Here is a 23,925-nt window from a genome sequence, read left to right as displayed (position 1 = left end):
TTCAGGCCGCCTCGGCGAGCACCGCGTCGATGTCCTGGATCGATCTGATCCGGCCGAGTTCCTCGTCGGTCAGCGCCCGGTCGATCTCCTCCTCGAGGCGCAGCGAGATCAGCACGAATTCCCCCGAGTTGAGGCCGGCCTCGCGCAGGTCCTCGGTGTCGGTCACCTCGTCGAGGAAGTCGTCGGGGCCGAGGCACGACCGGACCAGTTCGCGCGCCTTGCTCATCGCGCACTCGCCGCCCTCGCGTCGACCTCGGTCGGCACCTCGGGGAAAGCGACCGCGTCGTGGGTGTGCGAGACCAGCGCCGCGCCGGCTTCGCAGTCGAACGGAATCAGCCGGTTGTAGGGTGAGCCAGCGCAGAATTCGTCGAACTGGTCGGCCTGCGCGTCTTTCAGATGCCACCGCCGGGCGACGAAAGCCACGGTGGGATCGAGGATTTTCCAGACGCCGTCCTCGTAGATCTCGGTCCATCCGTGCGGCATGGCCCCGACCCCGGCCAGATAGCCGTTGCGCGACCGCGCGGTCAGGCCGCCCTCGGTCAGCGTCTTGGCCAGATAGGTCGCCGTGGACATGCAGTTCGTGATGCGGTGGGACCGGGCGAGATCCGGTTGCGCGGCGAGCGCGCCGGGCAGGGCCTGGAACCGGATTTCCCCGGAACGCAATTCGCCGAGCGTTTCCCGGTAGAGCCGGCGCGCCAGCGGCGACCGGAGCGGGAGCTTTTCGCCCCGGCTTTCCGTGACGCAGTCCAGCACCACGGTCGCCGGTTTCCCGCCTACTTGCCCGCTCGGCTCGGGCGCACGGGCGCCGGGCCCGACGGTGGTTTCGAGCACCCGGCCGTGCACCAGATCCGGCCGGATCGGGGCGTGCGTCCATGTGCCGTCGCATTTTTCGCGCTCCGGGCAGGCCGCGAAGGTGCGCACCCGCCAGGACATCGGCCGGACCCATTCCCCGGCCGCTCCCCGGCAGAACCGCACCACCGACTTGCTGGCCAGTTCGGAAACGGACCGGTTCGTCCCGGAATGGAAACCGAGGGTCCAGACGTCGTGCTGCTCGAAAAACCGGTCTCCGTCGCTGTCGCGGAAACGGAGGCCGTCGCCGGCGAGCGTGTCCAGGGTGTGCTCGCCGATTTTCAGGAAGTTCAGCGTGGCGTCGCGGGACATCGTGTACCGCGCGAAGCGGTCCGGCACCGGGATCAGCTCCGCCAGCGACGCGAGCCAGGCCCGCACGTCGTCGGGCTTTCCGCGACCGGCAGCGCACAACTCGACCACCCCTTGTTGATTGCCGAGGAAAATGCGGAAAAATTCGCGAGGAAGACGCTAGCCGAACGGGCAATGTTCGACAACACCCGCCGGGAAACGGAAAGCCGGCCCGGGCGCCCGGAACACCGGGAGCCCGGACCGGCCGGGGGGAGGGGAGGTGGTTTACGGTTTTTTCGCGGACGGCAGCAACCGGACCAGAACCGTGTTCACCGCGAGCACCGCCGTCATCAGGATCAGCGCGGCGGTGAACGCGCCCGAGTAATGGTGCAGAGCCCCGTCCTCGCCCGGAGTGCCGAGCGCGCCGAGGAACACCGCGCCTGCCACGGCGATGCCGACCGCGCCGCCGACCTGCTGGCCGGTGGTGAGCAGCCCGGACGCCGCGCCCGCGTCGGAACTGTGCACGCCGGACAGGATGGTGCCCAGCAGCGGGCCGATCATGAACCCGGCCCCGAAGCCGGCGACCACCAGCGCGGGCAGCAGATACCAGCCGCTGAGGCGGTCTCCGGTCAGCGCGACGGTGGCGAGAATCCCGGCCGTGCCGACTGTCCACAGTGCCGAACCGGCGAAGCAGATCGTCCGCCCGGCCACCTTTTTCTGCACGCGCACCGCGATCTGGTACCCGGCGATGGTGCCGACGGCGTACGCGGTGGAGGTCAGCCCGGTTTGCAGCGCGGTGTAGCCGACGCCGTACTGCAAGGTGATCGACTGGTAGAGGAAGAACGACAGCACACAGGAATAGGCCAGCACGTAGACGATCAGGCCGGTGACGAACCCGCGGTCCTTCCACAACGCCGGCGGCACCAGAGCGGACTGGGTGCGCGCCTGCACCGCCCGGCAGCGCCAGTGGAACAGCGCGAACAACGGGACGGACGCCACGATCAGCCCGATCGCCCACGCCGGCCACTGCTGGTCCTTGCCCTCGATCAGCCCCACGATGGCCGCGGCCAGCGCGGCGGTGATCAGCACGACGCCGCCGAAATCGAGCTTTTTCGCTTGCTCGGAACGGGATTCGGGCAGATACCGGGCCGCCATCAGCAGCCCGATCGCGCCGATCGGCAGGTTGATCAGGAACGACGGCCGCCAGCTCGAGCCGAGGAGGTCCAGCTGGATGATCGCGCCGGACAGCAGCGGCCCGAGAATCGTCGCCGCGGCACTGGTGATGCCGAACGCGGCGATCGCGGCGGGACGGCGTTCGCGCGGCACCGCGACCTGGATCACCGACAGCGTCTGCGGGAACATCAGCGCGGCCGTCGCGCCCTGCAGCGCGCGGGCGACGATCAGGAACACCGGCGTCGGGGCGAGGCCGCAGGCGACCGAGGTCAGCACGAACCCGGTGAGGCCCAGCACGAACAGCCGCCGCCTGCCGAACAGGTCGCCGAGCCGCCCGCCGGTGATCAGCAGCGCGGCGTAGCAGATCTGGTACACCGCGATGATCAGCTGCGACTGGCCGAACGACGCGCCGAGGTCCTCCCGCAGCACCGGAATGGCCACGTTGACGATGGACGCGTCGGCCAGCACCAGCACCGCGGCGACGAGCACAGTCGCGAGGGCCAGGACCGGACGGGTGCTCACGGCGCTGTCGACCGGCGCGGCCGCTCTGTCCGACGAAGTGGACACAGTTCTTTCCTCCCAGTCGATCCTCAGCTCCGCTGGCGCTGCCGCTCCGCCAGCCAGTCGCCGGCCCGGCCCAGCAGCCCGGGCACCCCGCCGGCCACCTGCGCGGCCAGCTCTGCCATGGACTGTCCGGCGAGGGTGTCCCGCCAGGCGCGTTCGGCCTCCCACATCGCCTTGTGCACCAGGCACATCGCCCGGTCCCCGCGCTCGCCGCACGGCGCCGGGGCGAGCGGCCCGCGCAGCCGGATGTCGGCGCAGCGGAACATCTCGCCGTCCCCTTCGACGGCCTGCACCACTTCCAGCACCGAGGTCTCCTCCGGCGGCTTCTGCAGCGAATAACCACCGCGCGGCCCGGGAGTCGAGCGCAGCAGCCCGGCGCGCACCAGCGCCTGGAGGTGCTTGGTCAGGTACGCCTGCGGCAGGTCGTAGGCCGCGGCGAGGTCGGACACCTGGACCGGCTGGCGGCCCGGGGTCCACGCCAGCACGAGGTAGCAGTGCAGGGCCCATTCCACGCCGGAACTCATTCGCACAGATCGAGGATAAAGGATGTCCAGGATTGCCGGAACCCCCCTCTGGAGGCCGGGGCTCAGGCCTGCGCAAGCCGTGGGAGAACTCGAAGCAGCGCGGTGGGCCGGCGGACGAGGGGAGCAGGGCTGTCGTCCGTGAGGGGAACCCTGACGGACTCTGATTCCCTCAGGGTTCCCCTCACGGACCTCCTGACCTGGCCACGCGGGCACCAATCGGGCATTTTGCCACGCCGGGCGTCCTTTGTGGATGGTCTGGCGACCACGCCTCGACCGCCTGCGGAGTTCCGCACATTGGCGCGCGCCGCGTTCGCCGGGATACTGCGCCACCATGACCGAATCCCGTTCCCGCCCGACCAGGGCCGACGCGGTCCGCCTCGACCAGTCCGATCCGCTGGCCGGGGAACGCAAGCACTTCGCGCTCCCCAGCGGCGTGATCTACCTGGACGGCAACTCCCTGGGCGCGCTCCCGCGATCCGTGCCGGACGCCGTCGGCGAAACCCTGCGCCAGTGGGGCGAGGACCTGATCAGCGGCTGGTGGGACGACGGCTGGTGGGCCGCGCCGGAGCGGGTCGGCGACCGGATCGGCGGGCTGCTCGGTGCCGCGCCCGGGCAGACCGTCGTCGGCGACTCGACCTCGGTCCAGCTGTTCAACGCGCTCACCGCCGCGGCCCGGCTGCGCGACGGACGTCGGACCGTGTTGGTGGACCGCGAAGGTTTCCCGACCGACCGCTATCTGGCCGCGTCGGTCGGCCGGCTGCTCGGGCTGACCGTCCGCGAGGTTCCGATGGCCGGGCTCGCCGAGGAGATTCGCGCGACCGGCGATGACCTGGCCGTCGTCGCCGCGAGCGCGGTCGACTACCGCAGCGGCGAGCTGCACGACCTGGCCGCGTTCACCGAAGCGGCGCACGACGCGGGTGCGGTGGTGCTGTGGGACGTGTGCCACGCGGCGGGCGCGCTGCCGCTGGCCTTCGACGCGCTCGGCGTCGATTTCGCGGTCGGCTGCGGCTACAAGTTCCTGTCCGGCGGCCCGGGCGCGCCCGCGTTCCTCTACGTCAACGCCCGTCATCACGAGCGGTTCGACCAGCCGCTCACCGGATGGCACGGGCACGCCGAACCGTTCGCGGCGACCGCCGGGTATCGGCCGGCGGCCGGGATCGCCCAGGCGCGCATCGGCACACCGCCGATCCTGTCGCTGCTGGCGCTGGAGGCCGCGCTGGACGTCTTCGACCACGTCGACCTGGCCGCCGTGCGCGCGAAAAGCCTGTCGCTCACCGACTTCTTCATCGCCTGCGCCGACGCGCGGCTGTCCGGGCTCGGCTTCGAGGTCGTCACGCCACGGGAGCACCGCCGCCGGGGGAGCCAGGTCACGCTGCGCCATCCGGACGCCGAGGCGATCATGACCGCACTGGCCGGACGGGGCGTGCTCGGCGACGTGCGGCCGCCGAACCTGCTGCGGTTCGGCTTCAACGGGCTCTACGTGTCCCATGTGGACGCTTTCGACGCGGTGGCCGCGATCGAGGAGGTGAGCTGAGTCAGCCCGGCCAGCGGTGGTAGCCGCGCCTGCCGTAGAGCAGCGGCGCGTGCCCGTCGTGCCGGGCGGAGTCGAAGACCTCGCCGAAAACGACCAGATGCGTGCCCGCGTCCTCGACGCGGCTCACCCGGCAGTCCGCGATGGCGTGCGCGGCCTCGCGCAGATGCGGCCCGCCCGGTCCGGCGGTCCAGCGCACCCGGTCGAAGCGGGCGGACGCGGAACTGCTGAACAGCTCCGCGACCTCGCGCGCACCGCCGTGCAGCAGGTTCGCGGCGAACGCGCCTCGCCGCAGGATCGCGGAGAGCGTCGGGCTCTGCGCGCGCAGGCAGACCAGCAGCGTCGGCGGGGAAACGCTGACGCTGCACAGCGACGAGCAGGTCATACCCCAGGGCACGCCGTCGTCCATGGCCGTCACGACCGCCACGCCGCTGGGGAATTCGGCCATCAGCGACCGGAACGTGCCTGGCGCCACCACGTCCGAGGCGAACGACTCGGTCACCGCTGTGTCCCTTCTCCTCGCCGGAAAACGGGCCGGGCCGGGACGCCGGACCCGGCCCGGCCCGCGCTACTTGCCGTGCAGCTGCCGGAGGTACTCGTACGTGCTCGGCAGGGTCTCGACGAGTTCGGCCCGGCGGCGGCGCACGTCGTCGAAGACCTCCTGCGCCGACGCGAGCGCGTCCGGGCGGAAGTCGAGCAGCGGCAGCGGGTTGTCCGGCAGGAAGCCGAGGCCGGCGAATACGCAATTGTAGTTGGCGTTGCTCCAGAAATTACGGAATTCGGCCTCGAAATTGCCGTAGTAGTTCGATTCGTCGGTGAACGGCAGATTCACCGGAAGGCCGGATCGGTACATCGCGACCTTCTCGGCGAACCCGTCGGCGAACCGCAGCTCCTTGCAGGCCCGCCAGAACGGCGTGTCCGCGCGCGGCGCGAAACTGAAATGCGCCTGGAGGAAATCGCGGGTGTCGTCGAACATCGTCTCGACCTCGCGGTTGAACCGGTCGATCAGCACCGGGTCGAACCGCTTGTCCGGCAGGTGCTTCACCAGCTGGTAGAGCGAGGCGTAGACGAAGTAGATGCCGGTGGACTCCAGCGGCTCCACGAAACAGGACGACAGGCCGATGCCCACGACGTTGCGCACCCAGGCCCGCCGGTTGCGCCCGACCCGGAACTTGATGTGGTTGAGCGGCTGGGTTTCCGGGTCGAGGCCCCACATCCGGCAGAACTCCTCGGTCGCCTCGTCCTGGGTGGCGAACCGGCTGGAGTAGACGTAGCCGGTGCCGAACCGGCCGAGCATCGGGATCTTCCAGGTCCAGCCGGACGACATGGCGATCGCCGAGGTGAACGGCTCGACCCCGTCGCGCTCGTCGTCGTTCGGCACCGCGGTGGCCACCGCGCGGTCGTTGAGCAGGTGGTCGCCCATGTCCAGGAACGGTTCGCGCATCACCTGGTTCATCAGCAGGCTGCGGAATCCGGAGCAGTCGACGAAGAGATCGGCCTCCAGCCGCCGCCCGGTTTCGGTGCGGACGGCGGTGACGTGGCCGCGCTGGTCGAGTTCCGCGTCGGTGAACCGGTCCTCGACGTGCACCGCGCCCTGCTTTTCGGTGGCGAACCGGCGCAGGAAGTCCGCGACGAGGGAAGCGTCGAAATGCCAGGCGTAGCTGGCCCATCGCGTGCCGTCCCGGTGCCGCGGCGACAGTTTCCGGTCGAACACGGCGGGCTGGGCGTAGCAGGCGTAGTCGAAGGGCTCGTCGGTCGCGCCGGTCAGCTTCCGGTGCACCCAGTACTGGGAAAGCGGCAGGTTCTTGTGGTCGGGAAGCAGCCCGAAGAGATGATCGAAATGGTCGGGACGGCCCTCGTGCGGGCGGGGCCGGGCCTCGCCCGCGCCCGGGGTGCGCCAGTTGACGAATCTGATCCCCATTTTGAAGCTGGCGTTGCACTCGCGCATCCACTCTTCCTCCGGGATGCCGAGAAAATCGAAGAAAACCTTGTGCAGGTTGGGGATCGTGGCCTCGCCGACGCCGATCCTCGGGATCGCGGGCGCCTCGAGAACGGTGACGGACGCCGCCGGCCCGAGCGCCTTGCCGAGGTACGACGCCGTCATCCAGCCCGCCGTCCCGCCGCCGAGCACGACGATTTTCGTGATCCGGTTGTCTCCGGTCATGCTGTGACTCTCCCCATGAGTGAATTGCGGGAATTGACGACATCCACAATGCCGGGCGAGGATATCCCGGCCGGAACGGAGAACGTCAAGACCGGCGGCCAGAGCCGAACGCAGTGCGTTTCGCCCGCGCCGGGACCGTTCCGGCCCCAGGGGAGGGTATTCGGTTTTTCCGGCGTTCGGGGGGAGTCGCGGATGCGCGTCGACGTTCTCGGGCCGCTGACGATCGCGGCCGGGCCGCGGGTGCGCGAGATCACCCAGGCGAAGGTGGGCGCGATCCTGGCCGTGCTCGCGCTTTCGCCGGGAGCCCCGGTGTCCAGCACCCGGCTCATCGAGGAGGTGTGGTCCGGAAAACCGGTGCGCGACGCGCGGAACACGTTGCAGGCCAACGTGAAACGGCTGCGCCGGATCGTCGGCGCGGTGACCGGCCGGCGCGGCGACGAGCTGATCCGCACCGTCGGCGGCGGTTACCTGCTGCGGCTGCCGGCCCGGCAGATCGACGCGCGCGCCTTCGCCGAACTCGCCGACCAAGGCGCCGGGCTGGCCGGCCGCGATCCGGCGCGAGCGGCGCACCTGCTGCGCGCGGCACTGGAACTGTGGCGCGGACCGGCTCTGCTGGGCCTGCGGGACGTCCCGCTCTGCCGGCTGGAAGCCGCGTTCCTCGACGAGCGGCGGCTGGGTGCGCGGGAGGACCTGATCAGCGCCCGGCTCGCGCTCGGCGAGCACCGGGAGCTGATCGCGGAACTGACCCGGCTCACCGCGGCGCACCCGGAACGCGACCGCTTCGGCGAACAGCTGATGCTCGCCCTGTACCGGGCCGGCCGCCAGACCGAGGCGCTGAACGTCTTCCACGGCATCCGCCGCCGGCTGGCCGCGGAAAGCGGACTGGAGCCCGGTCGCGGCATCCGCCGCCTGCACCAGGCGATCCTGGCGCAGGACGACCGCGTGCTGGCGGTCCCTCCAGCCTGCTGACCGTCCATAACGGACTTCAAGAGCGACTGGATCGGTTCCCGTGTTGCGGTATCCGAAGGTCCGTGAGGGCCACCTTGGGGGAATCAGAGTCCGTGAAGGTTCCCCTCACAGACCTTCGGACGCGGTCATGCGGGCATCAAACGGATGCTTCGGCGGCTCTGGCGTCCTTTGTGGATGGTCCAGCAGGCGTGGGGCCACGCAGCTCAAGTCCCTGGCGTGGGAATCAGAGTCCGTGAGGGAGGCCTTCGCGGAACGACGACCCCGCACTGGACCGGCGCGAGCGGCGTCGGTCCCGCCATTCGGCCCAGGCGGCTCTGCCTCAGCCGCACCGGGCCGCCCTCGGGTCCGTGAAGGTTCCCCTCACGGACCGCCGCCTCAAGTACCGACCGCGTCCTCGCCGCGCTGCTCGAGTTCCGCCGCGAGTTCTCCCCAGGCCTCGCTGGTCAGCTTCGCCAGGTGGGCGATCGTCGTGGTGCAGTGCGCCGGAACGCTGTCGGCCAGCCGCGTGCGCTGCTCGGCGTGCAGCAGCCGGGGGTCGAAGAGCCGCAGCAGCGCCCGTCCGGTGTCGGTGAACCGCAGGGACGGGTCGGAGCGCACCCGGTGCAGCACGGATTCCCAGTCCACGCCCGCGCGTTGCTCCGGCACGTCCTGAGCGGACGGGGCACGGCGGTCCCGGCCGAAGTGCCGTTCGCGCAGCTTGCGCGGGACCGGGTCCCGTCCGTTGCGCAGCCGGTCCCGCACGTCGAGCGCGGTGGACGCGGAAATGCCCGCCGCCTCGGCGATCTGGCGCAGCGGGGCGTCCGGATTCTCTTCGAGGAGCCTGCTCGCGAGCATTCGGCCGACTGTGCTGTTCACCGGCCGGAGCCGCCCGTCCCGGCCGAGCCGCGTGTTCGACTGCGCGGACGGGGCAGTCGAACGCAGCCGCACCGCGCGCACGGTCGCCGCGGACAGCCCGGTCACCTCCGCGATCCGCCGGTCCGACCACTGGGAGTGCGAGCCGATGATCCGGGCGGTGGCGGCGGTCCGGTCGGCCAGCGACAACGGAAGGCCGTGATTGTTGTTGTGCTGCACGGCGATCACGAACGCGTCGTCCTCGCTGCCGTCGTAGAACCGGACCCGCACGGTCTCCTGCCCGCGCAGTTTGCCCGCCCGCACCCGGTGCATCCCGTCGATCACGCGCATCGTGGCGCGGTCGACGATCACCGGCGGCAGTTCTCGCTCGTCGAGTTCGGCCAGCACCTGGACGTGGTCGGTCTTCTCGCCGTCGAGCCGCGGCGAGTCGGCGGGCAGCAGGGCGCTGATCGGCAGGCGCACCGTGCCGGGATCGTCCGGTTTCGCGGCCAGGGAACTGTTTTCGTAGATATTTCCCCGGGTGGCTCCGAAATTGGCGGGTATTCCGATATTTTCCGGGTGCACAACGATGCCTCCCCCAGGCGTGAACAAGATCCCCAGTGTGCGCACGCGCGGCCGGCGCGACGGCGTTCTTGCCCGAACAGCCTATTGAAACCCGGAAACGGCGTCGACCTCGCAACCGGGCTGAAACCTGGATGGAGTAACAGGTCCCGCCACCGCTGCACAAGACACAGTGCGGGGCAAGGATTGTACGCGCCCGGCTGCGAACGGTCATCAGGGCGGAACCCCGGATCTGCCGCGAGCGGGCGGTCAGGCGAATTTCAGCGGAGTTTCAGTCCTCTCGGCAATCATGTCGTCGTGACCGCGAAGAAAATGGCTCAAGGCCCGCGCGCGTACATTCCGTTGACGGAGGACGAGCGCCGGGAAAGAGCGGAACACAGCGGCGGCGAGCCGGTGTTCGACTTCCGGTCCGGGGCCGCCGGGCCGGACAGCACCGCGTACGTGGACTACCACAGCGTCGACGCGCTGCTCAGCCTTCAGCACCCGCGCACCGGCGAACCGGCGGAGCTGGCCTTCTACACCGTCGGCCAGGTCCAGGAGCTGCTGTTCAAACTGCTCTTCACCGAGGCGAACCGCGTGCGGGACCTGCTGTTCGACGACCGGCTGGACGACGCGCTGTGGTGCCTGCGGCGGATGGAGCGCACCCAGCGGGTCCTGGTGGCCAGCTGGGAACCGGTCAGCACGATCACCGCGGCGGAGTTCGCCGCGTTCCGGGACCAGCTCGGCGTCGCGTCCGGCATTCAGTCGCACATGTACCGCCAGCTGGAGTTCGCGCTCGGCAACAAATCGCCGCGGATGGCGGAGGCGTACGAGGGGATTTCCCAGCTCCACAAGGACGTCGACGCCGCGCTGCGGGCGCCGAGCATGTACGACGGAGCCCTCGCGCTGCTGCGCCGCCGGGGCGCGCCGATCCCCGAGGACCACGTGACCCGGGACTTCGCGCAGCCGTACCAGCCGCATCCGGCGGTCGAGGAGGCCTGGGCGGGCATCTACCGGGATCCGGCCGGGCAGCGCGATCTGTATGTGTTCGCCGAAGCGCTGTCGGATGTGAACCATCAGTATTCCCTTTGGCGCAGCGCGCATTTGCTGACCGTCGAGCGGGTGCTGGGCAGCAAACCCGGCAGCGGCGGCACGGCGGGGGTGGCGTGGTTGCGCCGCGTCGCCGAGCATCGGTTCTTCCCGGAACTGCTGTCCGCTCGCACCGCGCTGTGACCGGCGGCGGCCGCGAGGTGTACCGCGGTTACGGCCAGGCGGAACTGGACCGGCAGTACTCGCCCAGTTCCCGGGTCGCCGACCTCACGGTGTTCCTGGCCGAGTACACCGCCGAAAGCGTCCGGGCGAAGGCGGAACTGGCGGTCGAGGAATCGCTGCGGTACGGCCCGGAACCGCCGGAGACGCTGGACTTCTTCCCAGCTTCCGGCCCGGCCGCCCCGCTGATGGTGTTCGTGCACGGCGGCTACTGGCGGGAACTGGGCAAGGACGACTCCGCGTTCCCGGCTCGCGGCCTGGTGCCCGCCGGAGTGGCGTTCGCGGCGCTCAACTACGGGCTGGCCCCGCAGTACCGGCTGGACGCCATCGTCGATCAAGTACGGCGCGGCCTGTGGTGGCTGGTCGAGCATGCGGCCGAACTGGGCGTGGCGGCCGATCGCATCCACGTGAGCGGCAGCAGCGCCGGAGCGCACCTGACCGCCATGGCGCTGCTCGACGGCTGGACCCCGGACGGCCGTGCCCCCGCCGACGTCTTCGCCGGGGCGACCCTGCTGTCCGGCGTGTACGACCTCGAACCGGTCCGGCGCACCTACGTGAACGAACCGCTCCGGCTGGATCGCGCAGCGGCGGCGCGGCTCAGCCCGATCCGCCGTCTGCCCGACCGGCTGCCTCCGCTGGTCGTGGCCCGCGGCGGCGCGGAAACCGACGAATTCATCCGCCAGCACAACGAATTCGTGCGCGCCGTGGCGGACCGTGCCCCGATCGTGCGGGAGGTCGTCGCGCCGCACCGCAACCATTTCGACCTCTCGTTCGACCTCGCCGACCCGGCGACGGCACTGGGCGCGGCGGTTTTCGAGCAGCTCGGCGCCGGTCGCCGGGCTCCGGCCGGCAATGGCCCGAAAGTAGGACAATGATGTTCTCCCGTGTCCAATTCGGGCCGCCCCCGCGCGGCCGCTTTTAGGCTCGGCCGCATGACGATTCCTTCCGAATCCATCGGCAGCCTTCCCCGTTCGCCCGAATTGCTCGGCGCCCTCGCCGCGCACGAAAGCGGCCAGCTCGGCGACCAAGCCTTCGACGCGGTGGTCAGCCGGGCCGTCCGCGAGACCATCGAGCAGCAGGCGGCCATCGGCGCGACCGTCGTCACCGACGGCGAGCAGCGCAAGCCCAGTTTCGTCACCTACCCGATCGCGGGCGCGGAGAACCTTGCCCCGGACGGCGTAGTCATCCCGTTCGCGGACGGGCATCAGCGGCAGCTGCCGTGCCTGACCTCCGGGCCGTTCCGCTACCAGACGCACGCCGAGAGCTATTTGCGCGCCGCGCGGGAATGCACGAGCCTTCCGGTGAAACAAGCGGTGATCGCCCCCTCGGCGTTGTCGCTGCTGTACCCGTCGTCGGGGATCGACGGCTATTCGCGCGAGAACTTCCTCGAAGACCTGGTCAACGAAGCCGAAACCGACATCCGCGGATGCCTGGACGCGGGCGCGCACGTCGTCCAGCTGGACTTCACCGAGGGACGACTGTCCCTGAAGCTCGATCCCAGCGGACAGGTGCTGCGCGATTTCGTCGAGCTGAACAACCGCGTACTGGCCCGGTTCAGCGAATCCGAGCAGGCGCGCATCGGCGTGCACACCTGTCCGGGCGGAGACCAGGACTCGACGCACAGTCTCGATGTCGACTACGCGGAGCTGCTTCCCGTGCTGTTCCAGCACACTGCCGGCAATTTCTACGTCCAGCTCGCCAGCGAGGCCGACCCGGACCGCGTCCTGCGCGTCATCGCCGATCACCTGCGGCCGGGAGCCCGGGTGTTCGTGGGGGTGACCGACCCGATCGACCCTCGGGTGGAGACGGCCGAGGAGGTGCGCGACCGGGTTTTGCGTGCTGCGCAATACCTTCCGGTGGCACAGCTGGGCACGTGCGACGACTGCGGGTTCTCCCCGTTCGCCGACGACCAGTCGACCTCGCGGCGCACCGCGTTCGCCAAGATCCGTGCGCGGCTGGAAGGCACCGCGCTCGCGGCGGAGCAGCTCGGGGTCGGCTTCCCGGCGGCCAGGTCCAGCCAGGAAGCCCACCGCCCAGCTGCTGTCGAGTAGGAATCGCGCAGCGCAAGGGAAATACGCGGGTCCGCGGCCGGGCGGCGGCTACGCAGGGTGCATCGCGGGGGCTGGATCGGGCCGCGGACTGCCCCGACCGAGTCATCGCCCGTGACCGCGGCCGCGTGCGCGCGCCACGATGGCCCGGCTGGTAGGCCCCGATAGGGAAAGGCGTTGCCCGGCCGGGTGTTTCCGGTGCGGTTTCGCTGGAAAGGATGGTCTTCCGCTCACTCGGCGCATTCGCCGCGCTACCGCTTGTAACGTCGCGTAGGCGGCAAGCGGGCCGCACGGCGAAGGGGAGCGATGACGGTGGGGAGGATCGGCGGCGGCGCGGTGGCGCTGCGGACGGCACGGGCGTTCGCGGTCCTCGCCGTGCGGATGCTGCTGCTGGGGCCGGCGACGGCGGCGGCCTGGCTGCGCGGGCGATCGCTCGCGCGAGACGTCTGGCTGGCGGACACCGTGGTGGCGCTGGGGCCCGCGTTCGTGAAAGCGGCCCAGCTCCTGAGCACCCGCGCGGACCTCCTGCCGCCGCGGGTGTGCCGGGCGCTTTCCCGTCTGCACGACCAGGTTCGTCCCCTTCCGCCGAGCGCGCTGCCGCCCGCGCTGCGGTTCGGGACCGGCGAGCCGCGGCTGGTCGGGGCGGGCAGTATCGCGTGCGTGTACCGGGTGGTGCTCCCGGACGGCCGGGCGGTGGCGGCGAAGGTGCGCAGGCCGGGCATCGTCCGGTCGCTCACGGCCGATCTCGCGATGCTGGAGCAGGGTGCGCGGCTGATGGCACGGCTGCCGAGGCTGCGCGGCGTACCGGTCACCGCTGTCGCCGCTCAGCTCACCGCGAGCATTCGCGCACAGCTGGACTTCGCGCGGGAAGCGGAGTCGCTGGAAGGTTTCCGGAAGGCGCTCGGCGAGGTTGACGGAGTGACCGTGCCCGGGGTCCGTCCTGGACTGTCCACAGAGGACATCCTGGTGATGGACTTCGTCGACGGGCTGGCCCGCCGTCGTCCGGAGGACCTCGGCGAGGAGGAGCGCCGGAACGCGGTCGTCGCTGCGTTGCGTGCGGTGTACCGGATGCTTTTCCTGGACGGAGTGGTGCACTGCGACCTGCACCCCGGCAATCTCTACTTCCGCGCGGACGGCTCGATTGTCGTGCTGGACGCGGGTTTCACCGTCCGGCTGTCCGGCTCCGCGCGGGAGAAGTTCGCCGCGTTCTTCTACTGCATGAGCCAGGGCGACGGCGAAGCCTGCGCCGACATCGTGCTGTCGACCGCATCGGCGGCGCCGGGTGCCGATACGGCGAGGTTCCGCACCGGATTGGCCGCGCTGGTGGCCGAGCACACCGGACGCAGCGCGGCGGACTTCGACCTGGTTTCCTTCGCCGCCAAGCTGTTCGACCTCCAGCGCGCGCACGGCCTGCACGCCGATCCGCAGTTCGTGTTCCCGATTCTGTCGCTGCTCGTGCTGGAGGGCACGGTGCGGGAATTCCATCCGGACGTCGATTTCCAGCGGGAGGCACGGCCCGCGCTGGTCACCGCGCTGATGGAACGCGTCGTAGCCGAGCCGCGGGAAGCACGGTGAGCCCCGGGATCGCGGCCAGAGCGCTGCGTCAGGACCCGAAGCAGGTCGACTTCGGACTGCGCCGGTTCCGGCTGCGGCCCGGCCCCGCGCGCGAGGTACTGGAATCGGCCGGGCGAGCGTTCCTGACCGGTCTCAACGCCTCGGTCGAGCCGGACCGCGCCGTGCTCGGGCAGCGGGTGTCCGCGCTCGAACCGGAGTTGCGCGGGTTCGCGTTCGAGGGCGCGGGCATGGGCTGCGCGTTGCTGGACCTGCTCCTCCCGGTCCGGCGCGGCCGGGTCGAGGCGCTGCTGCGCGGACCGGCGGCCGGCTATCCGCATCTCGTGCACGTCGGCATCGGCTGGGCCTACGCACGGCTGCGGCTCCGTCCGTTTTTCCGTGCCCCGGCGACGGATCCGCTGCTGCGCTGGCTGTCCTGGGACGGATTCGGCTTCCACCAAGGCTTCTTCCACACGGATCGGACAGTCGGACGCCACCGCGTCGAACCCGGGCTGAGCGACAGGGCCCGGGCGATCCGCGACCAGGGCCTCGGCCGGTCGCTGTGGTTCTGCGAATGCGCCGACCCGGACGGCGTCGCGCTGCGGATCGCCGAGTTCCCAGCCGAACGGCACGCGGATCTGTGGAGCGGGATCGGCCTGGCCGCGACGTACGCGGGCGGCGCCGACGCCGGCGAACTAGCCCGGCTCGCCGATCTGTCCGGCACCTTCCGGGCACACCTGGCACAGGGCTGCGCGTTCGCCTGCGCCGCGCGGCGGGTCAGCGGCATCGTGCCCGCGCACACCGACAAGGCCGCCGAAGTGCTGGCCGGTGCCGACACCGACGTGGCCGCCGAATGGACCGACCAAGCGCTGGCCGTGCTCGGCCCCGACCCGTCCACGCTCGCGCACTACCAGCGCTGGCGCGCGGAAATCCGGTATCTGTGGGAGAGGAAGAGCCGATGAGAACCTTTCTGCGCCGGCATCTGGCCCGCGTGGTCGCGTTGTTCGGCTGCGCGGCGGTGTTCGCGTTCACGGTCGTCCCGCAGTCGTCCTCGGCGGAGGAAACCGAGCTGGCGCGCCAGTTTTCGTTCGCCGCGTCCCCGGTCAGCCCGGACAACGCCCCGGACGGCCGGCGCGTCCGGACCGTCGCCCCTGCCTACGAGCCGATCCGGTCGTGGATCTCCTCGGTCGGCGCGGCGGCAGCGCTGTTCGCCGCGGACGGCGGCCCGGCCGCGCACGACGTGTGCCTGGTCGACCCCCGCACGGACACCGTCACGGTCCGGCCCGCGCCCGGCACCGGTGCGCGCTACCAGCCGTTCACGCTGGTCCCGTCCGGGCTGGAAATGCCGTCCTTCGCGGCCCCGATGGGATGCCTGCCCGCGGACGTCGACGAGAACGGCCGCCAGGACGTGGTCGTCTACTACTGGGGCCGTTCCCCCGTGATCTTCGAACGGCTCGCAGGGGACACTCCGTCGACGGCCGCGTACCGTCCGCGCGAACTGATCAGCCCGTGGCAGGTCTGGAACACCAACGCCGCCACAATCGGCGACTTCGACGGCGACGGACACACCGACCTCGTGTTCGGCAATTACTTTCCCGACGGCGCACGCGTGCTCGACCCCACCGCGCACCAGTCCGAACTGGTGATGAACGATTCCCTGTCCCACGCCGCGAACGGCGGCACACTCCGCCTGTTCCGCTCCACCGGCAGCGGCCGTTTCGTGGAGGCACCCGATGCGTTCCCGCCGGACGTGCGAACCGGATGGGCGCTCGCCCTGGGCGCACAGGACATCGGCGGCCGGGGACTGCCGGACCTCTACGTCGCCAACGACTTCGGCTCCGATCACCTGCTGGTCAACGACTCCGCCCCAGGCCGCTTCGCCTTCCGCGCGGCGACCGGAACACGGCACGCGACGACACCGAAGTCGAAGGTGCTGGGCAACGACTCGTTCAAGGGCATGGGAGTGGCGTTCGCGGACCTCGACGCAAAGGGCGTCCCGGACATCCTGGTCAGCAACATCACCGAGCCGTACGCGTTGCAGGAAAGCAACTTCGCCTACCAGTCCACAGTGGATCGCGCCGCCACCGCCAGCCAGCTGCGCGACGGCGTCGCACCCTACGACGACCACAGCGAAAACCTCGGCCTGTCCCGGACCGGATGGTCGTGGGACGTCAAGGCGGCCGACTTCGCCAACTCCGGTGCCGACGAGGTCATGCACGCGACCGGTTTCGTCGCCGGAACGGTGAACCGGTGGGCGCAGCTGCAGGAGACCGCGATGTCGAACGACCTCGTGCTGAGCCACCCCGCGCTGTGGCCGCGGTTCACCGAGGGAACCGACCTGTCCGGACACGACCGCAACACCTTCTTCGCCCGCGGCACGGACGGCCGCTACGTCAACGTCGCCGAGCAGGTCGGAGTCGGCACCGACACGGTCAGCCGCGCATTCGCGGTCGGCGACGTGGACGGCGACGGACGGCTCGACTTCGTCGTCGCCAACCAGTGGGCACCGTCCACTTTGTACCGGAACACCTCGCCAGCCGGTGCGTTCCTCGGGCTGCGCCTGCGCAAACCGGTCGGCGACCACGCGTGCCAGGCGGGTTCGCCCGGCCCGACGTCACCCGCGATCGGCGCCGAGGCCGAGGTAGCCGCACCCGGTGGAGGAACGCGGCTGCAACAGGTGTACCCGGCCAACGGGCACAACGGCGTCAACGCCCCCGACCTGCACTTCGGCCTGGGCAACCAGCCCCCGGCCGCGGTGCCGGTCCGCCTGGCTTGGCGGGACAGCTGCGGCCACCGCCACACCGGTTCGGTGTCGCTCCCGCCGGGCTGGCATCAGCTGCGGCTCAACCCCGACGGGACCATCGAGGAGGGCCGATGACCAGGTCACTGCGCGAGCGCCGATCTGGCGTCGAGGCCGCGCCGTGCGGTGGGAATCCGCTGCCGTTGTATCCGGCCAACGGACGCAACCGCTTCAACCCGCCCGACCGGCATCGCGGCCTGGGCGGCCGTCACGACGACGCCATCGAGGAGGACCGGTGACCAAATCCCCGAGCGAACGCCGTTCCGCCGCCCTGCGCCGGTTCGGGGCGTCGATCACCGTGCTGACCGTGCTCGGGCACACGGTGCTCGGCTTCGAACAGGCCTACCTCACCCCGGTGGTCGCGGTCGTCGCCGCGCTGGCCGCGGAGATCGTGCTGGAATCGGTCGAAGCCGCCACCGCCAGCCGTCGGCCCCGGTACCTCGGCAAACCCGGCGCGGTCGTCGATTTCCTGCTTCCGGCCTACATCACCGGCATGGCCTGCGCGATGCTCCTGTACGCGAACGACCGCTTCATGCCGACGGTGCTCGCCTCGGTCGTCGGGGTCGCCTCGAAATACGTCGTCCGGGTGCGGGTCGGCGGCAAGAGCAGGCACGTGCTCAACCCGAGCAACGTCGGGATCGTGGCGGTCCTGCTGCTGTTCGGCTGGGTCGGCATCGCGCCGCCGTACGAGTTCACCGAATGGGTCGCCGGCTGGTGGGGCGCGGTCGTGCCCGCGCTGCTGCTGATCGCCGGGACCATGCTCAACGCCCAGCTCACCGGCAAGGTCCCGCTGATCCTCGGCTGGGTCGGCGGCTTCCTCGCCCAAGCCCTGCTGCGCGCGCTGTTCACCGACGTTTCCCTGGTGAGCGCGGTGCTGCCGCTCACCGGGACGGCGTTCGTGCTGTTCACCAACTACATGATCACCGACCCCGGCACCACCCCGTCCTCGCGGCGGAACCAGGTCGTCTTCGGGCTCGCCACGGCGGCGGTCTACGGCCTGCTGGTGCAGCTGCACGTCGTGTTCGGCCTGTTCTTCGCGCTGACGATCACCTGTGCGCTGCGCGCGGTCGTGCTCGCGGTCGCCGCGCGCCGGAGCACCCAGTGGACGGTCCTGGTGCCGGCGCAGCGCACTGCCGCGGAGCCGGAACCGGCGCGGGAGCCCGCATGACCCGCCGCGAAGCGGGCGAGCCGATCGCGATCGTCGGGATGGCCTGCCGTTATCCGGACGCGGCCGATCCCGTCGAGCTGTGGGAAACCGTGCTCCACCAGCGGCGCGCGTTCCGGCAGCTTCCTCCGGGACGGCTGAACCTCGCCGATCACTGGAGCGCGGACGCGAGCGCCCCGGACCGGACCTACAGCACCCAGGCGGCCGTCCTGGCGGATTGGGTGTTCGACCGGGAGGCCTTCCGGATCCCCGGCCCGGCCTTCCGCGCCGCGGATCCCGCGCACTGGCTGGCGCTGGAAACCGCGGACCGCGCGCTGGCCGACGCAGGCCATCCCTCCGGTGCCGGGCTGGACGCGGACCGGGTGGCGGTCGTGGTCGGCAACAGCCTGACCGGCGAGGTGACCCGAGCCCGGACGCTGCGGCTGCGCTGGCCGTACGTCCGCGACGTCCTGCGCACCACGCTGCCCGAGGCGGACCTGTCGGCGGTCGAGAAGCGGTATCTGGCGGCTTTCCCCGAGGTCGGGGACGAGACGCTGGCCGGAAGTCTCGCCAACACCATCGCCGGGCGGATCTGCAACCACTTCGGCTTCCACGGCGGCGGGTACACAGTGGACGGTGCGTGCGCTTCGTCGATGCTCGCGGTGATCACCGCCTGTCGCGCGCTGCGGGACGGCGGCGCGGACTTCGCGCTGGCCGGGGGAGTGGACCTGTCCCTCGACCCGTTCGAGCTGGTCGGCTTCGCCAAGGCCGGCGCGCTCGCCGCCGAGGAGATGCGGATCTACGACGAGCGTTCGGCGGGGTTCTGGCCGGGCGAGGGCTGCGGGATGCTCGCGCTCGCCCGCGCCGAAGACGCCCGCGCGGCGGGATGGCCGGTCTACGCGGAGATCCTCGGCTGGGGCGTCTCCTCGGACGGCCGCGGCGGCATCACCCGGCCCGAGGCGGACGGGCAGCTGCTCGCGCTGCGCCGTGCGGGCGAGATGGCCGGGGTCGAGCACGCCGCGATCGGCCTGTACGAGGGGCACGGCACCGGAACGGCGGTCGGCGACCTGGTGGAGCTGACCGCGCTGAACCGGGCCCGGTCCGGAGCCGGGTCCGCCGCGCTCGGTTCGGTCAAGGCGAACATCGGGCACACCAAGGCGGCCGCCGGAGCCGCGGGCGTGGTCAAGGCCGCGTTGAGCCTGTCGTCCGGATTGCTGCCGCCGACCACCGGCTGCGCGGTGCCGCATCCGGCGCTCGGCGAAAGCCTGCGGGTGCTGTCCGCCCCGGAGCCCTGGCCGGACGGCCCGCGGTTCGCCGGGGTGAGCGCGATGGGATTCGGCGGCATCAACACCCACGTCGTGCTGGGCGCCCCGGCGCGGCCCCGGTCCGTGCCGTCACCGGTGGCCGCCCGGCCGACCCCGGAGTACGACGTCCTCGCCGTCAGCGGGCCCGACCCCGCCCGGGTCGCTGCCGAACTGTCCCAGATCGCCGAGGCCGCGCCACGGTTGTCGAGGGGCGAGATGCACGACCTCGCCTGCCAGTACGGCCGCCGGGACACGGCCGGACCAGTCCGGGCCGCCCTGGTCGTGCGAACCCTCGCTGAACTCGCCTCGCTCGCCACTCGCGCCGCCGCTGCGGTGGAGACGTTGCGGCGCGGACAGCTCTCGACGGCACCGGGATTCTGGCTGGGACACACCGTTCCCGGCCGGGTCGCGCTGCTGTTCCCCGGGCAGGGCGCGAGCGGTGCCGAACCGGCCGACACCACATTGGCCCAGCCCGCGATCTACCGCGCCAGCCGCACCGCGCTCTCCCGGCTCAGGGAACTGAGCGTCACCGCTAGCGCCGCGATCGGGCACAGCCTCGGCGAACTGGCGGCGCTGGTCTGGGCGGGCTCGCTGTCCCCGGAGGACGGTGAACGGCTGGCCGTCGAACGCGGCCGGATCATGGGCGAATACGGCGCGCCCGGCACCGGGATGCTCGCTGTCGCGGCGAGCGCGGCCGAAGCACAGGCGTTGTGCGCGGGAACCGAGGTAGTGCTGGCCGCCGACAATTCGGCGGTGTCTCAGGTGCTCTCCGGCTCGGTGGCGGAGCTTCGCGTGGTGGCGCAATCGGCTGAGCAACACGGGTTCCGCGTCCGGTGGCTTCCGGTGTCCCACGGCTTCCACAGTCCCGCCATGGCCGCCTGCGCCGCGCCGTGGCGCGCGTTCCTCGACGGTATCGAGATCTCGCCGGTGCGGCGCACCGTGCTGTCCACTGTGTACGGTCGGCAGCTCACCGAGGCGGACGATCTCGTCGAACTGCTCGTCACGCAGCTGTGCGCGCCGGTGCAGTTCCGGGCCGCTGTACAGACTGTCGACGCGGACTTGTTCTGCGAAGCGGGTCCCGGCCGGGCCCTGAGCACCCTGGCCGGTCCGGAGACTCCGGCGGTCAGCCTGGACGTCGGCGACCGCGTGTCCGCTGACGCGGCGGCCGCGCTGTTCGCCGCCGGTGCTGCCGCGAACCTCGTCCCATGGTTCGCCGGGCGGGCCGCGCGGCCCATCGACCTCAGCCACGAACCGGAGTTCCTGACAAATCCGTGCGCGGCGGCCCCGTCGGCGATTCCGGCCCCGAGGGCGGCCATGGACCCCGCTCCGGCTCGCGACGCCGCCGCGACGGTCACCGGCCTGCTCGCCGAGGCCACCGAACTCGACGCGGCACTCATCGGCGCCGAGACCCGCCTGCTCGCCGATCTCAACCTGAGTTCGCTGCGGGCCACCCAGCTCGTCGTCGAGGCGGCCTCGGCGCTCGGGCGGAAACTGCCGTCGGTGTCGATGGCGCTCGCGGACAGCTCGGTCGGCGAGGTGATCGCGGAGATCGAACGGCTCCCGGAGACCGCCGAACCCGACGCGGCGGCACCCGTTCCAGGCGTGCGGCCGTGGCTCGCCTGCTTCGCCGAGACCCTGGTCCCGGCCCGGCCGGAACCGTGGCGTCCCACCGAAACCGTGTATGTCACCGACCCGGAGGACGTCGAGACGCTGCTCGATCTCGGGCAGAAAGCCTTGCAGCACAAGGCCCTCGTCGTGGTCGCGCACGACTGCGCGCTCGGCGGATTCCTCCGCTCGCTGCACCGCGAACATCCCGACGTCGGCATCACCCTCGCCCAGGTTCCGGCTGGTGCCAAGGATTTCTCGGCACTCCACGCCGAGCCGGGCCGATTCCGCGAACTGATCCTCGGCGAGGACGGTGCTTGGTACGAACCACGAGAACAACTGGTGCCCGCGCCGACCGGCGAAACACCGCTCGACGAGCAAGACGTGCTCCTGGCCAGCGGCGGTGGCAAGGGCATCGGCTACGCCTGCGCGCACGCACTAGCCAGGTCGACCGGTCTCTCCCTGGCGATCGTCGGCCGCTCCCACCCGGAGACCGACGAAGTCCTCCGGTCCAACCTGGACCGGCTCCGGACGGACGGCATCCGCGTCGCCTACGAAGCCGCCGACGTCGGCGACCCGGAGGCGGTCGCGCTCGCCGTGGAAAAGCTCACCGCCGAAACCGGCCCGGTCACCGCGCTGCTGCATGCGAGCGGCATCAACGAACCCGTCCGGTTCGCCGACCTGACGGCTGGCCAGATCCACGCCCATCTGCGTCCCAAGGTCGCCGGGCTCCGCGCGTTGCTCGCCGCCGTGGCGCCCGAATCGGTGCGGCTGCTGGTCACGTTCGGCTCGGTGATCGGGTCGGCGGGAATGCCGGGGGAGTGCCACTACGCGCTGGCCAACGGCATCCTGCGCGCCGAAGCCCGGCGGCTCGCGCGAGAGCTGCCGACGTGCCGGGTGCTCGACATCGCCTGGTCCGCGTGGTCGGGCGCCGGCATGGCCGAACGCATGGGCGCGGCGCAAGCCCTCGCCCGCACCGGCGCGACACCGATCCCGGTCGAGGAAGGGACCGAACTGTTCCTGCGCCTGCTGCGCACCCCGGCGACTTCCGCCGACGTGTCCGTGCACGGACGGCTCGGCGACGAACCCTCGCCGGGAACGGGCCGCTTCCTGCAGCGAATCCGGGCGCGGCATGCGGGCGTCGAACTCGTCGCCGACGCAACGCTTTCCCTGCACACAGACCCCTGGCTGGACGGCCACCGGGTCGACGGAGCGGCGCTGCTGCCCGCTGTGGTCGGGCTGGAAGCGATGGCACAGGCTGCGTCCACCGTCGCCGGCCGAGCCTTGACGACCGCGTGCGACGTCAAGTTCGACCGGCCGGTCATCGTTCCCGACACCGGCGAGACCGTCGTCCGGGTGTGCGCGCTGCGGGAGGGCGATGCCGTCACCACCGTGCTGCGCTGCGCCGGATCCGACTTCTTCGTCGACCACTTCATCGCCACTTTCCCGCTGTCCGCCGGTGAAATCGCCGCAGACCCGCCGGTGGTCGCGGAGGGCGGCCGTCTCGAACCCGGCGACCTGTACGGCCGCCTGCTGTTCCACAATGGACGATTCCGCCGGGTCGCCGAGGTCGCGGTCCCGGACCCGTGGTCCTGCCGGGCCGTGATCACCCCGGACGACGGCGAGCCCTGGTTCGCCTCGGTGCTCGGCGATCCCGCCGCCCACGACGCCACCGTGCACGTCCTGCAGGCTTGCGTCCCGACGCGCAGACTGCTGCCCGTCGCCTGCGACCGCGTCGACTTCGATCCGCACGCGGCAGGCCCGTGGCACCTGCGCGGCACCGAACAGCACGCCGCCGACGGCCGTTACACCTGGAATGTCGCGGCCACGGATGAGAATGGCCGGACCGCCGTCCGCTGGACCGGCCTGCGGCTGGCCGACACCGGCCCGCTGCCGGACGACCAACCGTGGCCGCCGCCGCTGCTGTCCGTCGCGATCACCCGCACCGCGGCGGCGCTCGGACTCGATCCGTCGCTGCGCGTGTCGTTCGGCGAACCGTTCGCCGTCGACAGTTCCGGTCTCGCCGTCTGCGCCTGGGAATTCGTCGAACCCCACGAACCACCGGATCCAGGGCTGCTCCGGGTGATTTCGGGCCCCTGCGCCGAGCCGCCCGAACGCCTGGCCGCACGAGCCTCGACGGTGACGCGCTGCCTGGCCAAGGTGAACGCAAGCCCTTCGGACGCAAGGTTTTCCGGTGCCTACGACGGAGGCTGGCTAGTCCTCTCCGCCGGCCGCGCGCGGGTCGCCTCCGCCGTGTTCACTGTGGACGGCTACCGGCTGCCGATCGCGATCGCCCTGCTCACCGTCGGCAGCTCCGCATGACCCCGGCCTACCGATACCGCCACCCCGTCACGCTGGAGGAAACGAACCTCGTCGGCAACGTCTACTTCGCGCATTACGTTCGCTGGCAAGGACATTGCCGGGAACGGTTCCTCGCCGAGCACGCCCCGGACGTCCTCGCCTCGCTCACCGACGGCTTCGCCGTGGTCACCACCGGCTGCGGCTGCGAGTACTTCGGCGAACTGACCGCGGGCGACGTTGTCGAACTGCGCATGACCCTGACCGAACTCGAGGGCCACCGCGTCGCGATGGCGTTCGACTACTACCGGAGCGAAGTCGCCGTGCCGCAACTGGTGGCGCGGGGGCATCAAGCCGTCGCCTGCATGACGCGCGGCCCCACCGGCCTGGAACCGGTCCCCGTCCCGGATCAGCTCCGGACCGCCCTCACTCCCTACTTGAAAATCCAGTAG

The 23,925-nt window shown here is 71.2% G+C and carries 19 protein-coding genes; 12 read left to right on the top strand and 7 right to left on the bottom strand.

The genetic code is table 11. From position 1 onward, the window contains the following. Window position 1 precedes the first annotated feature (1 nt). The 4 genes from ACFSVL_RS08530 to ACFSVL_RS08515 all read right to left on the bottom strand — a co-directional run bounded on the left by ACFSVL_RS08530 (window position 2) and on the right by ACFSVL_RS08515 (window position 3,398). Window positions 2-226, bottom strand: a complete 225-nt coding sequence (locus ACFSVL_RS08530) for a phosphopantetheine-binding protein (protein ID WP_378302155.1) — start codon at window positions 224-226, stop codon at window positions 2-4. Further along, window positions 223-1,269 carry a hypothetical protein gene (locus ACFSVL_RS08525; protein WP_378302153.1) on the bottom strand — a complete coding sequence of 349 codons (1,047 nt, stop codon included), beginning with the start codon at window positions 1,267-1,269 and terminating at the stop codon, window positions 223-225. Before ACFSVL_RS08525 ends, ACFSVL_RS08530 begins: the two co-directional genes overlap by 4 nt. A 153-nt stretch (window positions 1,270-1,422) precedes the next feature. Next, window positions 1,423-2,877: an MFS transporter gene (locus ACFSVL_RS08520; protein WP_378302151.1), complete on the bottom strand. Its 1,455-nt coding sequence runs from the start codon at window positions 2,875-2,877 to the stop codon at window positions 1,423-1,425. 23 nt (window positions 2,878-2,900) lie between these two features. After that, window positions 2,901-3,398 (bottom strand): RrF2 family transcriptional regulator, encoded by a 498-nt coding sequence (locus tag ACFSVL_RS08515; RefSeq protein WP_378302435.1) that lies wholly within the window; start codon window positions 3,396-3,398, stop codon window positions 2,901-2,903. 331 nt (window positions 3,399-3,729) lie between these two features. Here ACFSVL_RS08515 and kynU point away from each other — a divergent pair, with 331 nt between their 5' ends. Further along, window positions 3,730-4,932 (top strand): kynureninase, encoded by a 1,203-nt coding sequence (gene kynU / locus ACFSVL_RS08510; protein ID WP_378302149.1) that lies wholly within the window; start codon window positions 3,730-3,732, stop codon window positions 4,930-4,932. A gap of 1 nt (window position 4,933) precedes the next feature. On the opposite strand, the gene ACFSVL_RS08505 is transcribed toward kynU, so the two are convergent. Together ACFSVL_RS08505 and ACFSVL_RS08500 are read right to left on the bottom strand one after the other, a co-directional pair. Continuing rightward, window positions 4,934-5,431 (bottom strand): flavin reductase family protein, encoded by a 498-nt coding sequence (locus ACFSVL_RS08505; RefSeq protein WP_378302147.1) that lies wholly within the window; start codon window positions 5,429-5,431, stop codon window positions 4,934-4,936. Window positions 5,432-5,497: 66 nt separating this feature from the next. Beyond that, window positions 5,498-7,093 (bottom strand): tryptophan halogenase family protein, encoded by a 1,596-nt coding sequence (locus ACFSVL_RS08500; RefSeq protein ID WP_378302145.1) that lies wholly within the window; start codon window positions 7,091-7,093, stop codon window positions 5,498-5,500. Between the two features lie 192 nt (window positions 7,094-7,285). On the opposite strand from ACFSVL_RS08500, the gene ACFSVL_RS08495 reads away from it, so the two are divergent. Further along, the gene (locus ACFSVL_RS08495) at window positions 7,286-8,062 is read left to right on the top strand and encodes an AfsR/SARP family transcriptional regulator (protein ID WP_378302143.1); all 777 of its coding nucleotides are present in this window, start codon (window positions 7,286-7,288) and stop codon (window positions 8,060-8,062) included. A gap of 375 nt (window positions 8,063-8,437) precedes the next feature. Here the strand turns inward: ACFSVL_RS08495 and ACFSVL_RS08490 are convergent, their stop codons facing one another. Continuing rightward, the gene (locus ACFSVL_RS08490; RefSeq protein WP_378302141.1) at window positions 8,438-9,478 is read right to left on the bottom strand and encodes a ParB/RepB/Spo0J family partition protein; all 1,041 of its coding nucleotides are present in this window, start codon (window positions 9,476-9,478) and stop codon (window positions 8,438-8,440) included. A gap of 294 nt (window positions 9,479-9,772) precedes the next feature. On the opposite strand from ACFSVL_RS08490, the gene ACFSVL_RS08485 reads away from it, so the two are divergent. The 10 genes from ACFSVL_RS08485 to ACFSVL_RS08440 all read left to right on the top strand — a co-directional run bounded on the left by ACFSVL_RS08485 (window position 9,773) and on the right by ACFSVL_RS08440 (window position 23,925). Then, window positions 9,773-10,687 (top strand): tryptophan 2,3-dioxygenase, encoded by a 915-nt coding sequence (locus ACFSVL_RS08485; protein ID WP_378302139.1) that lies wholly within the window; start codon window positions 9,773-9,775, stop codon window positions 10,685-10,687. After that, window positions 10,684-11,598, top strand: a complete 915-nt coding sequence (locus tag ACFSVL_RS08480; RefSeq protein WP_378302137.1) for an alpha/beta hydrolase — start codon at window positions 10,684-10,686, stop codon at window positions 11,596-11,598. Before ACFSVL_RS08485 ends, ACFSVL_RS08480 begins: the two co-directional genes overlap by 4 nt. A gap of 57 nt (window positions 11,599-11,655) precedes the next feature. Beyond that, window positions 11,656-12,774 carry a cobalamin-independent methionine synthase II family protein gene (locus ACFSVL_RS08475; RefSeq protein ID WP_378302135.1) on the top strand — a complete coding sequence of 373 codons (1,119 nt, stop codon included), beginning with the start codon at window positions 11,656-11,658 and terminating at the stop codon, window positions 12,772-12,774. A gap of 303 nt (window positions 12,775-13,077) precedes the next feature. Beyond that, on the top strand, window positions 13,078-14,346 hold the full coding sequence (locus tag ACFSVL_RS08470; protein WP_378302133.1) for an ABC1 kinase family protein: 1,269 nt from the start codon (window positions 13,078-13,080) through the stop codon (window positions 14,344-14,346). Continuing rightward, entirely contained in the window at window positions 14,343-15,284 is a 942-nt protein-coding gene (locus tag ACFSVL_RS08465; protein WP_378302131.1) for a DUF1702 family protein, read from the top strand. The genes ACFSVL_RS08470 and ACFSVL_RS08465 overlap by 4 nt, the downstream gene beginning before the upstream one ends. After that, complete coding sequence (locus ACFSVL_RS08460; RefSeq protein ID WP_378302129.1) at window positions 15,281-17,200, top strand: CRTAC1 family protein; 1,920 nt, start codon at window positions 15,281-15,283, stop codon at window positions 17,198-17,200. Before ACFSVL_RS08465 ends, ACFSVL_RS08460 begins: the two co-directional genes overlap by 4 nt. After that, a complete protein-coding gene (locus ACFSVL_RS08455; protein WP_378302127.1) occupies window positions 17,197-17,361 on the top strand; it encodes a hypothetical protein in 165 nt (54 codons plus the stop codon). The genes ACFSVL_RS08460 and ACFSVL_RS08455 overlap by 4 nt, the downstream gene beginning before the upstream one ends. After that, window positions 17,358-18,290 carry an enediyne biosynthesis protein UnbU gene (locus ACFSVL_RS08450; RefSeq protein WP_378302125.1) on the top strand — a complete coding sequence of 311 codons (933 nt, stop codon included), beginning with the start codon at window positions 17,358-17,360 and terminating at the stop codon, window positions 18,288-18,290. Before ACFSVL_RS08455 ends, ACFSVL_RS08450 begins: the two co-directional genes overlap by 4 nt. Beyond that, window positions 18,287-23,497: an SDR family NAD(P)-dependent oxidoreductase gene (locus ACFSVL_RS08445; protein WP_378302123.1), complete on the top strand. Its 5,211-nt coding sequence runs from the start codon at window positions 18,287-18,289 to the stop codon at window positions 23,495-23,497. Before ACFSVL_RS08450 ends, ACFSVL_RS08445 begins: the two co-directional genes overlap by 4 nt. Next, on the top strand, window positions 23,494-23,925 hold the full coding sequence (locus ACFSVL_RS08440; RefSeq protein WP_378302121.1) for an acyl-CoA thioesterase: 432 nt from the start codon (window positions 23,494-23,496) through the stop codon (window positions 23,923-23,925). Before ACFSVL_RS08445 ends, ACFSVL_RS08440 begins: the two co-directional genes overlap by 4 nt.

Origin of the sequence: Amycolatopsis silviterrae (assembly GCF_042684085.1) — a bacterium.
GTDB classification, from domain to species: domain Bacteria; phylum Actinomycetota; class Actinomycetes; order Mycobacteriales; family Pseudonocardiaceae; genus Amycolatopsis; species Amycolatopsis silviterrae.
The sequence above is the reverse complement of the archived record's forward strand: the minus strand, read 5'-3'. Positions and strand labels throughout refer to the sequence as shown.